Origin of the sequence: Streptomyces sp. F001 (genome assembly GCF_004187715.1) — a bacterium.
GTDB lineage: Bacteria > Actinomycetota > Actinomycetes > Streptomycetales > Streptomycetaceae > Streptomyces > Streptomyces flavusporus.
This window is the reverse complement of record NZ_QZWF01000003.1, coordinates 240530-253167: the sequence shown is the minus strand read 5'-3', so window position 1 is coordinate 253167 and position 12638 is coordinate 240530. Positions and strand designations below refer to the sequence as shown.

At 69.2% G+C, this 12638-nt stretch carries 12 protein-coding genes and 1 tRNA gene; 9 read left to right on the top strand and 4 right to left on the bottom strand.

From position 1 onward, the window contains the following. The first annotated feature begins 188 nt into the window (after nt 1-188). The 7 genes from purS to purM all read left to right on the top strand — a co-directional run bounded on the left by purS (nt 189) and on the right by purM (nt 7890). Entirely contained in the window at nt 189-452 is a 264-nt protein-coding gene (gene purS / locus StrepF001_RS14330) for a phosphoribosylformylglycinamidine synthase subunit PurS (RefSeq protein ID WP_129798634.1), read from the top strand. Further along, on the top strand, nt 449-1129 hold the full coding sequence (gene purQ, locus StrepF001_RS14325) for a phosphoribosylformylglycinamidine synthase subunit PurQ (protein ID WP_129798633.1): 681 nt from the start codon (nt 449-451) through the stop codon (nt 1127-1129). The genes purS and purQ overlap by 4 nt, the downstream gene beginning before the upstream one ends. Then, entirely contained in the window at nt 1126-3384 is a 2259-nt protein-coding gene (gene purL / locus StrepF001_RS14320) for a phosphoribosylformylglycinamidine synthase subunit PurL (protein ID WP_129798632.1), read from the top strand. The genes purQ and purL overlap by 4 nt, the downstream gene beginning before the upstream one ends. 151 nt (nt 3385-3535) lie before the next feature. Continuing rightward, nucleotides 3536-4333 (top strand): maleylpyruvate isomerase family mycothiol-dependent enzyme, encoded by a 798-nt coding sequence (locus StrepF001_RS14315; RefSeq protein ID WP_129798631.1) that lies wholly within the window; start codon nt 3536-3538, stop codon nt 4331-4333. 60 nt (nt 4334-4393) lie between these two features. Continuing rightward, the gene (locus tag StrepF001_RS14310; protein ID WP_129798630.1) at nt 4394-5197 is read left to right on the top strand and encodes an META domain-containing protein; all 804 of its coding nucleotides are present in this window, start codon (nt 4394-4396) and stop codon (nt 5195-5197) included. 61 nt (nt 5198-5258) lie between these two features. Beyond that, nucleotides 5259-6785 (top strand): amidophosphoribosyltransferase, encoded by a 1527-nt coding sequence (purF, locus tag StrepF001_RS14305; RefSeq protein WP_129798629.1) that lies wholly within the window; start codon nt 5259-5261, stop codon nt 6783-6785. A 34-nt stretch (nt 6786-6819) separates the two neighbouring features. After that, the gene (gene purM, locus StrepF001_RS14300) at nt 6820-7890 is read left to right on the top strand and encodes a phosphoribosylformylglycinamidine cyclo-ligase (protein WP_129798628.1); all 1071 of its coding nucleotides are present in this window, start codon (nt 6820-6822) and stop codon (nt 7888-7890) included. A gap of 153 nt (nt 7891-8043) precedes the next feature. On the opposite strand, the gene StrepF001_RS14295 is transcribed toward purM, so the two are convergent. Next, nucleotides 8044-8295, bottom strand: a complete 252-nt coding sequence (locus StrepF001_RS14295) for a DUF3073 domain-containing protein (RefSeq protein WP_129798627.1) — start codon at nt 8293-8295, stop codon at nt 8044-8046. A gap of 302 nt (nt 8296-8597) precedes the next feature. Further along, nucleotides 8598-9680 (bottom strand): amino acid dehydrogenase, encoded by a 1083-nt coding sequence (locus tag StrepF001_RS14290; protein WP_129798626.1) that lies wholly within the window; start codon nt 9678-9680, stop codon nt 8598-8600. 222 nt (nt 9681-9902) lie between these two features. On the opposite strand from StrepF001_RS14290, the gene StrepF001_RS14285 reads away from it, so the two are divergent. Together StrepF001_RS14285 and bldC are read left to right on the top strand one after the other, a co-directional pair. Continuing rightward, complete coding sequence (locus StrepF001_RS14285) at nt 9903-10754, top strand: hypothetical protein (protein ID WP_129798625.1); 852 nt, start codon at nt 9903-9905, stop codon at nt 10752-10754. Between the two features lie 511 nt (nt 10755-11265). Continuing rightward, complete coding sequence (gene bldC, locus StrepF001_RS14280) at nt 11266-11472, top strand: developmental transcriptional regulator BldC (protein WP_003949541.1); 207 nt, start codon at nt 11266-11268, stop codon at nt 11470-11472. 392 nt (nt 11473-11864) lie between these two features. On the opposite strand, the gene StrepF001_RS14275 is transcribed toward bldC, so the two are convergent. Both StrepF001_RS14275 and StrepF001_RS14270 read right to left on the bottom strand, forming a co-directional pair. Next, a complete protein-coding gene (locus StrepF001_RS14275) occupies nt 11865-12065 on the bottom strand; it encodes a DUF6274 family protein (protein WP_129798624.1) in 201 nt (66 codons plus the stop codon). 410 nt (nt 12066-12475) lie between these two features. Next, nucleotides 12476-12550, bottom strand: a tRNA-Asp gene (locus StrepF001_RS14270). Between the last annotated feature and the right edge of the window lie 88 nt (nt 12551-12638).

Below are 12638 nucleotides of genomic sequence, written 5' to 3'. Positions count from 1 at the left end.
TGGGGGAGGCGGTGGCGCAATAGCCATCGCGTGCGGATCCTGGATCTTTCCCGGAACTTTTCGTGAACGGGTCGCTCCGATGCCGGATCGTGATGATCAGCCCGTAGCTTCCTACAACTCTACCCGCGTAGAAATTTTGTGCGGGTAGTCTGAAGGAACCTGCTCAGCACCACACACCGGGAGTGCCAGTGGCACGCGTCGTAGTCGACGTCATGCTCAAGCCGGAGATCCTCGACCCCCAGGGCCAGGCGGTGCAGCGCGCACTGCCGCGGCTGGGTTTCGACGGGATCTCGGACGTACGTCAGGGAAAGCGATTCGAACTGGAAGTTGAGGGGCCGGTCGACGAGGCCGCGCTCGCCCGCATCCACGAGCTTGCGGAATCCTTCCTCGCCAACACCGTGATCGAGGACTTCACCGTCAAGGTGGAGGAAGTCGCGGGGGCTGCGAAGTGACCGCACGTATTGGCGTCGTCACTTTTCCGGGCAGCCTCGACGACCGGGACACACAGCGTGCGATCCGGCTCGCGGGCGCCGAGCCTGTTGCTCTCTGGCACAAGGACAAGGACCTGAAGCAGGTCGACGCCGTGGTGCTGCCCGGCGGTTTCTCCTACGGCGACTATCTGCGCGCCGGGGCCATCTCCCGTTTCTCGCCGGTGATGGAGACCGTCATCGAGCAGGCGAAGGCCGGACTTCCGGTTCTCGGCATCTGCAACGGCTTCCAGGTTCTCACCGAGGCCCATCTGCTGCCCGGCGCGATGCTCGGCAACAACCATCTGCACTTCATCTGCCGTGACCAGAAGCTGCGGGTGGAGCACGCGGACACCGCCTGGACCAGCGACTACACGGCCGGCCAGGAGATCCGCATCCCGCTGAAGAACATGGACGGGCGGTACGTCGCCGACTCGTACACGCTCGACCAGCTGGAGGCGGAGGGCCGGGTCGTCTTCCGCTACCTGGACTTCAACCCGAACGGTTCCCTCCGGGACATCGCCGGCATCACCAACGAGGCCGGCAACGTCGTGGGCCTGATGCCGCACCCCGAGCACGCCGTGGAGCCGCTGATCGGCACCGGCCGCACCGACGGCCTCCCCTTCTTCACCTCGATCCTCAAGAAGCTGGTCAACGCATGAGCAGGACGCCTCTGGACACGGTCGAGCACGCGGCCGCGACCCCCGACGTCGCGCTGCCCTGGGCCGAACTCGGCCTGAAGAAGGACGAGTACGAGCGGGTCGTGGAGATCCTCGGCCGCCGCCCGACCGGCGCCGAACTCGCCATGTACTCGGTGATGTGGTCCGAGCACTGCAGCTACAAGTCCTCCAAGGTCCACCTCCGCCAGTTCGGCGAGAAGGCCCCCGAGTCCGACGCCCTCCTCGTCGGCATCGGCGAGAACGCCGGTGTTGTCGACGTCGGCCAGGGCTATGCGGTCACCTTCAAGGTCGAGTCGCACAACCACCCGTCGTACGTGGAGCCCTACCAGGGCGCCGCGACGGGCGTCGGCGGCATCGTCCGCGACATCATCGCGATGGGCGCGCGCCCGGTCGCCGTGGTCGATCCGCTGCGCTTCGGCGCGGCCGACCACCCCGACACCAAGCGCGTCCTCCCGGGCGTCGTCGCCGGTATCGGCGGCTACGGCAACTGCCTGGGCCTGCCCAACATCGGCGGCGAGGTCGTCTTCGACCCCTGCTACCAGGGCAACCCGCTGGTCAACGCCGGCTGCATCGGCGTCATGCGGCACGAGGACATCCACCTCGCGAAGGCGTCCGGCGCGGGCAACAAGGTCATCCTGTACGGCGCCCGGACCGGCGGCGACGGCATCGGCGGCGCGTCGATCCTGGCCTCGGAGACCTTCGACGACGCCAAGCCGTCGAAGCGTCCGGCAGTCCAGGTCGGCGACCCCTTCCAGGAGAAGCTCCTCATCGAGTGCACCCTGGAGGCGTTCCGGGAGAAGCTGGTCGTCGGTATCCAGGACCTGGGCGCGGCCGGCCTGTCCTGCGCGACCAGCGAACTCGCCTCCAACGGCTCCGGCGGCATGACGGTCGTCCTCGACGACGTACCGCTGCGCGACTCCACGCTCTCGCCCGAGGAGATCCTCATGAGCGAGTCGCAGGAACGCATGTGCGCGGTCGTCGAGCCGGGCAAGGTCGACCGCTTCCTGGAGATCTGCGAGAAGTGGGACGTCATCGCCACGGTCATCGGTGAGGTGACCGACGGCGACCGCCTCGAGATCTTCTGGCACGGCGAGAAGATCGTCGACGTGGACCCGCGGACGGTCGCCCACGAGGGCCCGACGTACGAGCGCCCGTACGCCCGCCCCTCCTGGCAGGACGCCCTCCAGGCCGACGACGCGGGCAAGCTCCCGCGCCCGGAGACCTCCCAGGAGCTGAAGGACCAGGTCCTGAAGCTGGTCGCGTCCCCGAACCAGGCCTCCAAGAAGTGGATCACCTCGCAGTACGACCACTTCGTGCAGGGCAACACCGTCCTCGCCCAGCCCGAGGACTCCGGCATGATCCGCATCGACGAGGAGACCGGCCTCGGCGTCGCCATCGCGACCGACGGCAACGGCCGGTACGCCAAGCTGGACCCGTACAAGGGCGCCCAGCTGGCCCTCGCGGAGGCCTACCGGAACGTGGCGACGACCGGCGCGAAGCCGCTGGCCGTCTCGGACTGCCTGAACTTCGGCTCCCCCGAGGACCCGGCGGTGATGTGGCAGTTCGCGGAGGCGGTACGAGGCCTGGCGGACGCCTGTCAGCAGCTGGGCACGCCCGTGACCGGCGGCAATGTCTCGCTCTACAACCAGACGGGCGAGGCGGCCATCCACCCGACCCCGGTCGTCGCGGTCCTCGGCGTGATCGACGACGTCGCTCGTCGCACGCCGGTCGGGTTCCAGGAGGAGGGGCAGCTGCTGTACCTCCTCGGCGACACGCGGGAGGAGTTCGGCGGTTCGGCCTGGTCCCAGGTCGTCCACGACCACCTCGGCGGCCTGCCGCCCGAGGTGGACCTGGAGCGTGAGCGGCTGCTCGCCGAGATCCTGATCTCCGCCTCCCGCGACGGAATGATCGACTCCGCGCACGACCTGTCCGACGGCGGTCTCGTCCAGGCCGTGGTCGAGTCGGCGCTGCTCGGCGGCAAGGGTGCCCGTCTGGTCGTCCCGGACGGTCTGGACGCCTTCACCTTCCTCTTCTCCGAGTCGGCCGGCCGCGCGATCGTCGCCGTCCCGCGCTCGGAGGAGGTCCGCTTCAACGACATGTGCGGCGCACGCGGCCTCCCGGCCACCCGCATCGGTGTCGTCGACGGCGACGCGGTGGACGTCCAGGGCGAGTTCGCGCTCTCCCTGCAGGAGCTCCGCGAGGCCCACGAGGCGACGATTCCGGCGCTGCTGGCGTAACCACGCGCACGACCTCGAAGGCCCTGTCCGGTTGCGGGCGGGGCCTTCTGGTGTCCGCACCCACGTCACCGCTGTCGCCGAGCGGCGTGCCTGCACGGACGTGAAGTTCCCGGCCCCGTCGACCTTCCGAGGGAAGAACTAGGCTCCGACCATGCCCCCGGCCAAGAAGCGCCCCCGCACCTACGACCCCGCCAAGACCCGCGCAGCCGTGCTCGCCCAGTTCGGCAACGTACGGGAGGCCGTCCGCAGCCTCACCCCCGAGCAGCTGGCCCTGTCCACCCGCCTCGGTGACTGGACCGTACGGGAGTTGATCGCGCACACCGGGATGGCCCTCGCCGCGGTGAGCCGACTGGTGCGGGAGCCCGCGCCCGCACGGCAGGACGCGCGGCTGCTCGACTGGCCGTTCGCGATCGCCGACGACGCCCCGGGCATCGCCGACACCGCCCGTCACCTGGCCGAACAGCACCCCGACCTGGACGCCCACCTCGCCGGCCTCGAGCAGCGCTTCACCGCCGACCTCGCCGCGCACCCCGGCACCCGGCTGCTCCCCACCAGTGCGGGCGCCCTCCCGCTGGCCGACTACGTCGTCACCCGCGCCGTGGAACTCGTCGTCCACACCGACGACCTGAACGCAGCCGTCCCCGGCCTCGACATCCCCTACGACCGTCAGGCCCTCGCTGCCGCCACCCGGCTGCTCGCCGACGCGCTCGCCGCGAAGGCACCCGGCGGGGCGACCGAGGTGCGGATTCCGCCCTACGCCGTCGTGCAGTGCGTCGAAGGCCCCCGGCACACCCGCGGCACCCCGCCCAACGTCGTCGAGACCGACCCACTGACCTGGCTCCGGCTCGCCACCGGGCGGATGGAGTGGACCGAGGCCGTCCGCGAGGCGAAGGTCAGCGCGAGCGGGGAGCGGGCGGATCTGGGGGAGTTCCTGCCCTTGATGCGCTGAGTCGCGCACGGGGTGGCGTACGTATGGAACCAATCACCCCACCCGCCCCGTCGAATCGGCATGTACAGGCAGAAGCAGCGCATCACCCTCACGGCCGCCCTCGCCCTCGTCCCCCTCGCCGCGGCCTGCGGCAGTGAACAGGCGGGCAGCACGTCGGCCGCCGCCCAGAAGCCCGTCACCGGCGTGCACTGGACCGTCGACAGCCTCACCGTCGACGGCAAGCAGCACGACGCCCCCACCGACGCACACGTCACCATCGACGACAGCGGCAAGGCCCAGGGCAACTACGGCTGCAACCACTTCAGCGCCCGGGCCGCCTTCGACGGCGACCGCATCCGGCTCAGCGACGCCACGGTGACCGAGATGGCCTGCGAGGAAGCCCCCATGACCTTCGAGGAGAACCTCGCCCGCACCCTCGCCGACGGCCCGCTGAAGACCGAGGTCAGCGGCGACCGCCTCACCCTCACCACCGACGCCGGCGACACCGTCCGCCTGACCGAGGAGCAGGACGCACCGCTGTACGGCACGAAGTGGACGGTGACGGCACTGGGCGAGGGCGAGGTGGCCGAGTCCCTCCCGAAGGGCGCCGAGGGCAAGGCGTACCTCACCTTCGAGGAGAAGCCCGGCAAGGTCAGCGGCCGCCTCGCCTGCAACAAGGTCAACGCTGAAGCCACCGTGCGCGACGGGCGGATCACCCTGGGCACCGCATCCACCACGCGCATGATGTGCGAAGCCTCACTCATGGATACGGAAAAGCGCCTCCTGCGCCTCTTCGACGGCACGGTCAGCTACCGCCTGGAGCACCGCACCCTCACGCTGACCAGCGAAAACGGCGAGTCCGTGACCGCGACGGCCGGGAAGTGACCGGTTACCGCCGAGTATCCCCAATTCGGACCAGTGGTCGATCTCGCCTACACTCGGAGCCGTGCCACGTGGTGACGGTCGACTCAATCACGATCTGCTTCCCGGCGAAAAAGGCCCCCAGGACGCGTGTGGCGTCTTCGGTGTCTGGGCTCCGGGTGAAGAGGTCGCAAAGCTCACGTACTTCGGGCTCTACGCCCTCCAGCATCGGGGCCAGGAATCCGCGGGAATCGCGGTCAGCAACGGCTCCCAGATCCTCGTCTTCAAGGACATGGGACTGGTCTCCCAGGTCTTCGACGAGACCTCCCTCGGTTCCCTCCAGGGTCACATCGCGGTCGGTCATGCCCGCTACTCGACCACCGGCGCCTCGGTGTGGGAGAACGCCCAGCCGACGTTCCGCGCCACCGCGCACGGCTCCATCGCGCTCGGCCACAACGGCAACCTGGTCAACACCGCCCAGCTCGCCGAGATGGTCGCCGACCTGCCCAAGCAGGACGGCCGCACCACCCGGGTCGCGGCGACCAACGACACCGACCTCCTGACGGCCCTGCTCGCCGCCCAGGTCGACGCCGACGGCAAGCCGCTGACCGTCGAGGAGGCGGCCTCCGTCGTCCTGCCGCAGGTCAGGGGCGCCTTCAGCCTTGTCTTCATGGACGAGCACACCCTGTACGCCGCCCGCGACCCGCAGGGCATTCGCCCCCTCGTCCTGGGCCGCCTGGAGCGCGGCTGGGTGGTGGCCTCCGAGACCGCCGCTCTCGACATCGTCGGCGCCAGCTTCGTGCGCGAGGTGGAGCCCGGCGAGTTCATCGCCATCGACGAGCAGGGTCTGCGCACTTCGCGATTCGCGGACGCGAAGCCCAAGGGCTGTGTCTTCGAGTATGTGTACCTGGCCCGCCCGGACACCGACATCGCCGGCCGGAACGTCTACCTCTCCCGCGTCGAGATGGGCCGCCGCCTGGCGAAGGAGGCCCCCGCCGAGGCCGACCTCGTCATAGCGACCCCGGAGTCCGGCACCCCGGCGGCCATCGGTTACGCGGAGGCGAGCGGCATCCCGTTCGGTGCGGGTCTGGTCAAGAACGCGTACGTCGGCCGTACGTTCATCCAGCCCTCGCAGACGATCCGCCAGCTCGGCATCCGTCTGAAGCTGAACCCGCTCAAGGAAGTCATCAAGGGCAAGCGCCTGGTCGTCGTCGACGACTCGATCGTCCGCGGCAACACCCAGCGGGCCCTGGTCCGCATGCTGCGCGAGGCCGGCGCGGCCGAGGTCCACATCCGGATCTCCTCCCCGCCCGTGAAGTGGCCCTGCTTCTTCGGCATCGACTTCGCCACCCGCGCCGAGCTCATCGCCAACGGCATGACCACCGACGAGATCGGCACCTCCCTCGGCGCCGACTCCCTGGCGTACATCTCCATCGACGGCATGATCGAGGCGACCACCATCGCCAAGCCGAACCTGTGCCGCGCCTGCTTCGACGGCGAGTACCCGATGGAGCTCCCGGACCCCGAGCTGCTCGGCAAGCAGCTCCTGGAGACCGAGCTCGCGGCCGGTACGGCCGCCCCGGCTGCCGTCGACGCGATCCGTCGCCCGTAAGCCCCGTAGAAACCAACCCGAAAGATCCCAGGCAATGTCTGAGACTGCTGTGCCCGGTGCTTCCTACGCGGCTGCCGGCGTCGACATCGAGGCGGGCGACCGCGCGGTCGAGCTGATGAAGGAGTGGGTGAAGAAGACGCAGCGCCCCGAGGTCCTCGGCGGCCTCGGCGGCTTCGCCGGCCTCTTCGACGCCTCCGCCCTCAAGCGCTACGAGCGTCCTCTGCTCGCCTCCGCCACGGACGGCGTCGGCACCAAGGTCGACATCGCCCGCCGGCTGGGCGTCTACGACACGATCGGCCACGACCTGGTCGCGATGGTCATGGACGACATCGTGGTGTGCGGCGCCGAGCCGCTGTTCATGACCGACTACATCTGCGTCGGCAAGGTCCACCCCGAGCGGGTGGCCGCCATCGTGAAGGGCATCGCCGAGGGCTGTGTGCTGGCCGGCTGCGCTCTGGTCGGCGGTGAGACGGCCGAGCACCCGGGTCTGCTGGGCGGGGACGACTTCGACGTCGCCGGTGCCGGTACGGGCGTCGTGGAGGCCGACCGGCTGCTCGGCCCGGATCGTATCCGTACGGGTGACGCCGTCATCGCCATGGCGTCCTCCGGTCTTCACTCGAACGGGTACTCACTGGTCCGGCACGTTCTGCTGGACCGTGCGGGCCTGGCCCTGGAATCGGAGATCGCCGAGCTCGGCCGCACCCTCGGTGAGGAGCTGCTGGAGCCGACGAAGATCTACTCCCTGGACTGCCTGGCCCTGACCCGCACCACCGAGGTGCACGCCTTCAGCCACATCACCGGCGGCGGACTCGCGGCCAACCTGGCCCGGGTCATCCCCGACGGGCTGCACGCGATCGTCGACCGCTCCACCTGGACCCCGGCCCCGGTCTTCGACCTGGTCGGCCGGACCGGTGACGTCGAGCGCCTGGAGCTGGAGAAGACCCTGAACATGGGCGTCGGCATGATCGCGATCGTGCCGGAGGAATCCACCGAGGTGGCGCTGGCGACGCTGGCCGACCGCGGGGTGGACGCGTGGGTCGCCGGCGAGATCACGGACCGGGGTGAGCACACGACCGGTGCCGCCCTCGTGGGTGACTACGCGTAAACGGAACCCCTTGGGATCCCCCTGCTCGAGCGCAGTCGAGAGTGGGGGGTTCGAGGAGCGGGTCCGGGGCAGGGCCCTGAGGCGGCAGCACGAAACCCGGTCCGGCGCTCGAAGCCCCGGACCGGGTATGGCACGGCTAAGCCGCTGCAGGCATCACGCGCCGCGACGATGCTGAGAGGACTGGTCGTCCTCGTCGTCCTCGTCGTCGTCCTCATAGAGGTCGGCGTACCGCGAATACAGGTCGTCGTCCTGCTCATCGTCCTCGAAGCGGTCGCCGTTCGGCGACTGGTTCGACGTCGATGCGCCCAGCTCTTCAGCCAGGCGTGAGAGGTCAGTCCCACCGCTGTTGTACTTCAGCTGGCGGGCGACCTTCGTCTGCTTGGCCTTGGCCCGGCCGCGCCCCATGGCTCGACCCCCTCAACGACGGGGCTCGACGGCCCCAGAGTCTGACACGCGTTCATGATCCGGAACGGACTCTCCGCGGAGAGGCCGGTCCGTAGGGCTTCCACGGTACCTGAGCCCGCGCCCATACGGTACGTCGCCCGTAGGAAGGGCGTGTGCACAGAACCTTCGAGGAGCCCCGTCCTCGCTGGTCAGTGGCGATTTTAACCACTTATTGGCGGACGACCCGCCGGTCGAAGTGAGAGTTCTCTCCAAGTGCCCACCGGCAGGTACCGCCCAAACCTGTCAGCCGCCCGCGCCGAACGTCACCATCCCCGCAACGCGGCGCCGTCATGCATCCGCTGTTCCGCGATCCGGTCGGCCGCAGCGGCCGGCGGAATGCCATCCGTCTTCGCACGTGCGAATATGGCCAGCGTGGTGTCGTAGATCTGCGCGGCCTTCGCCTTGCACCGGTCGAAGTCGAAGCCGTGCAGTTCGTCGGCGACCTGGATGACGCCGCCGGCGTTGACCACGTAGTCGGGCGCGTAGAGGATCCCGCGGTCGGCGATGTCCTTCTCCACGCCCGGGTGGGCGAGCTGGTTGTTGGCCGCGCCGCAGACCACCCTGGCGGTCAGCACCGGCACGGAGTCGTCGTTCAGTGCCCCGCCGAGCGCGCAGGGAGCGTAGATGTCGAGCCCGTCGATCCGGATCAGCGCGTCGGTGTCGACAACGGCCAGCACGTTCGGGTGTCGCTCGGTGACCCGCCGTACGGCCTCCTCGCGCACATCCGTGACGAAGACCTCGGCGCCCTCCGCCAGCAGGTGTTCCACCAGGTGGTGGCCGACCTTGCCGACGCCGGCGATCCCGACCCGGCGGCCGCGCAGCGATGGGTCGCCCCACAGATGCTGGGCGGACGCCCGCATGCCCTGGTAGACGCCGAACGCGGTGAGCACGGAGGAGTCGCCCGCGCCGCCGTTCTCCGGCGAGCGCCCGGTCGTCCAGCGGCACTCGCGTGCGACGACGTCCATGTCGGCGACATACGTACCGACGTCACAGGCCGTGACGTACCGACCGCCCAGCGAGGCAACGAACCGGCCGTAGGCGAGCAGCAGCTCCTCGGTCTTGATCCGCTCGGCCTTGCCGCCGCCGTGGTCGAGTCCGGCCATGGCGTTCTTGTACGACATCCCGCGGGCGAGGTTCAGCGCGTCGGCGACGGCCTCCGCCTCGTTCCGGTACGGGTAGAAGCGGGTACCGCCGAGCGCGGGGCCCAGGGCGGTGGAGTGGATCGCGATGACGGCCTTGAGGCCGCTCGCGCGGTCCTGACAGAGCACGACTTGCTCATGACCCCCCTGGTCCGAGTGGAACAGGGTGTGCAGTACATCAGCAGGTGCGCCGGTTACGTCGGTCACGGTGGTGACTCCTGAGTAAGTAGCGGCGGTTGGACGGGGCTCCCGTGGTGGTGGCGGGGGCCTGTGAGCATGAGATTAGAGCCTCGTGGCCCCGCCGACCGAGCAGTGCTCAGGATCACCTCCGGACGGAGTACGTCCGTGCGACGATTTGCATAGTTTTCCCGCGCGTTTGTGGGCGGGTTCCGCAGTTTTCCCCGGCAGCCGGCGGGGGAGGGAGCAGGCGTGCCCAAGGTGTCCTCGGTGATCGTCCCGTATGCGGCGTACCTGCGCGTGTACGAGCCGCTGGCCGCCTTCCCGGAGCCGGAGCGCGGCCAGTGGGCCCGCTACGCCCACCGTCCCGACCGCCCCTCCTACCAGGACGAACTCCGCCGCTCCCTGGCCGACTTGCTGCCCACCCCGCCCGTCGCGGTGCCGGTGCACGAGAGCCGCGACGCCTTCGTGCTGGAGGCCGACGGGGTGGTCCACGTCTGCCCCTGGCGCACCCGGCTGCGCGGCTGGCAGGCCCTGGGCGATCTCGCCGAGGAGCTCCCGCCGCCCCTGTTGGACGCCGTCCTGCCTCCGCTGGTCCGCCACCAGGCCGCCCAGGACTACGAGCGCTGGCTCGCCCTCAACCCGGACGCCCGCCCCTGGATCCGCACCGCGACCTGGCAGGTGCCGCTGACCTGGTTCGTCCTGGTCTCGGACGAGGAGCGGCAGTACGGCAAGGGCGCCGGGGGCACGGAGGACTCCGCGCCGGTGCTGCGCTACCGCACGCCCATGGTGCAGGCCCGGCGCCGGGTGGCCCGCGCCCTGCGCACCCTCAGGAACGCCATGGACGAGGGACCGCTCATCGACGGTCTCGTGGACGTCGGGCGCTGGCTGGAGGAGTTCCATCCGCGCTCCCTGGTGGAGCTGGACTACGGCGGGCTGGTGCACGCCCTGCCGGCCGGCGAGCTGGAGGGCGATCACTCGGCGGCCGACGTGGCCGAGGGGATCGAGGCGCTGCGCAACGGCGACGGGGCCGCGGCGGGCGAGGCGTACGGCCGGCTCGTGGAGCGCTGGCGGTCGGTACGCGACCTGCGTTCGGCGAACTGACGTACTGTGCTGTGACGCACCTTACAGAGCCTCAACAACGGACCTAGAGTGCGATCTGGGCGTTTGTGTCAAGGGTGTGATGCAGGCGACAAGCGTGACGGAGCGCACTTACCCGTCTCTTGCATCCCTTGACCCCCCTCATGCCAAAATAGGACAAGGAGTCCGGGGAGGACTCCCTCTGTCCCATGTGCTCAACTATGGGCTGAATCTCAGCATTGCACGCTTTGGTGGGTCTAGTGACTCTGGATCGCTGCTGTGACTGATCGTCACAGCGGCGTGACTGTCCGCTATGGCATGGTCCATCGGCTTCCGTCGCTGATGAACACCTGGGAGGGCAATTCCATCGGTTTGGCCGACGCGGCTGGACAGATGGTGTAGTTGTAGTGCCGAGGACAAGCCGTTCGTCCTATAACCGACTCGACTCGCGTCCGCCATTTCGGGCAACGCGGGTCAAGGTGCAGAATTTAGAGGAAAGAACCGAGAAGGTTCGGTTCTCCCGAGGAGGCCGCTCATGACCGCTCGCACCCCTGATGCCGAGCCGCTGCTGACCCCGGCTGAGGTCGCCACGATGTTCCGCGTCGACCCGAAGACGGTCACGCGGTGGGCGAAGGCCGGCAAGCTCACTTCCATCCGTACGCTCGGCGGGCACCGCCGCTACCGCGAGGCCGAGGTCCGCGCACTGCTCGCGGGCATCCCGCAGCAGCGCAGCGAGGCCTGAACAACTGAATAACCGGGCAAACCGGCTGGTTCCCCCAACCAGCCGCGGCGTCCGAACCAAGCTCCAACCGACGCGGATCCTGCCCCAACAGGGTCCACGCCCAAGGTCTTCAGGCAACTGACAGGGTGCGTCATCGATCGCGCTGGACTCCGCCGGGTCCAGCGCGATCTTTTTGTGCGCCGGAGGTCGACCCTGTGGGCTGCCTTGTCGGAGTCTGGGGAGGGGTGTCGGAGCTGCTGTGCGGGCACCCTCCCCGGTGGTGCAATTGCACATATTAAATTGAACTGTTGTAGGGGATGGGTAAGTACCGTGGTTTCAGAAACTCATGCGGTGACACCCGTCACATGACAGGGTGCTTGTTGCCTCTGACCTATGTGCGATAGGGGAGTTGGTCATGTGACGGAGGCGCTCGAGGGGCGCTCGTCCTCGGCGCTCTCCTCCGGTACGTCCGTCGCCCGCGGCGCGGAGGCCATGGCGAGCCGCAGGAGCTGGTGGCAGATCGGGCAGTGCCGGGTCAGATGCCGATACGACGACGCGGCCGACAGATGCGCGCGGAGCAACGCCCGCGTCTCGTGCCTGACCGATGCCGCCATACGCCACCTCCGGGGTCGTACGGGAACGCTGCCCTGGTTTCTGAGTACCGAGCGAATGTGACGCCGTCAAGGCGGCGAGGGGCTCCGCCGGCAACGGCGCTGCGGTGACCGCCTCTGGGGGCCTGTGGCCCCCAGGCCCCCGCTTCGGCCCTGAACGGGCCTCGTCCTCACCCCCAGACGGGCTGAGATTTCGCCGACCGGCGCCGGATGCGTGCGCCGGGGCATGAGTGAGGCCCGCAGTCCCTTGCGGGGTGCGGGCCTCGTTCGTTTGCTGCGGTCCTGACGGGATTTGCTGTACCCGATTGCGGCTGCGCCGCGGGCGCGGCCTCCACCTTGGCAGGGTGGTGAGGGGTGGGGCGGCATGAGTGAGGCCCGCGTCCTGAGCGGATGCGGGCCTCATTCGTTTGCTGCGGTCCTGACGGGATTTGAACCCGCGGCCTCCACCTTGACAGGGTGGCGAGCACTCCAAACTGCTCCACAGGACCAGGTTTCGCTGCGCGTTTGTTGCGTTGCGCTGCGAGAAGAGACTGTACAGGAGGGCGGGGTCCTGGTCGAACTCACCCTGGGTGGCTC

Coding starts and splice junctions, on each gene's coding strand:
- StrepF001_RS14310 (WP_129798630.1), top strand. CDS start 4,394: ATGTACAGGCAGAAGCAGCGCATCACCCTCACGGCCGCCCTCGCCCTC.
- StrepF001_RS14295 (WP_129798627.1), bottom strand. CDS start 8,295: ATGGGGCGCGGCCGGGCCAAGGCCAAGCAGACGAAGGTCGCCCGCCAG.
- bldC (WP_003949541.1), top strand. CDS start 11,266: ATGACCGCTCGCACCCCTGATGCCGAGCCGCTGCTGACCCCGGCTGAG.
- StrepF001_RS14275 (WP_129798624.1), bottom strand. CDS start 12,065: ATGGCGGCATCGGTCAGGCACGAGACGCGGGCGTTGCTCCGCGCGCAT.
- StrepF001_RS14315 (WP_129798631.1), top strand. CDS start 3,536: ATGCCCCCGGCCAAGAAGCGCCCCCGCACCTACGACCCCGCCAAGACC.
- purL (WP_129798632.1), top strand. CDS start 1,126: ATGAGCAGGACGCCTCTGGACACGGTCGAGCACGCGGCCGCGACCCCC.
- purM (WP_129798628.1), top strand. CDS start 6,820: ATGTCTGAGACTGCTGTGCCCGGTGCTTCCTACGCGGCTGCCGGCGTC.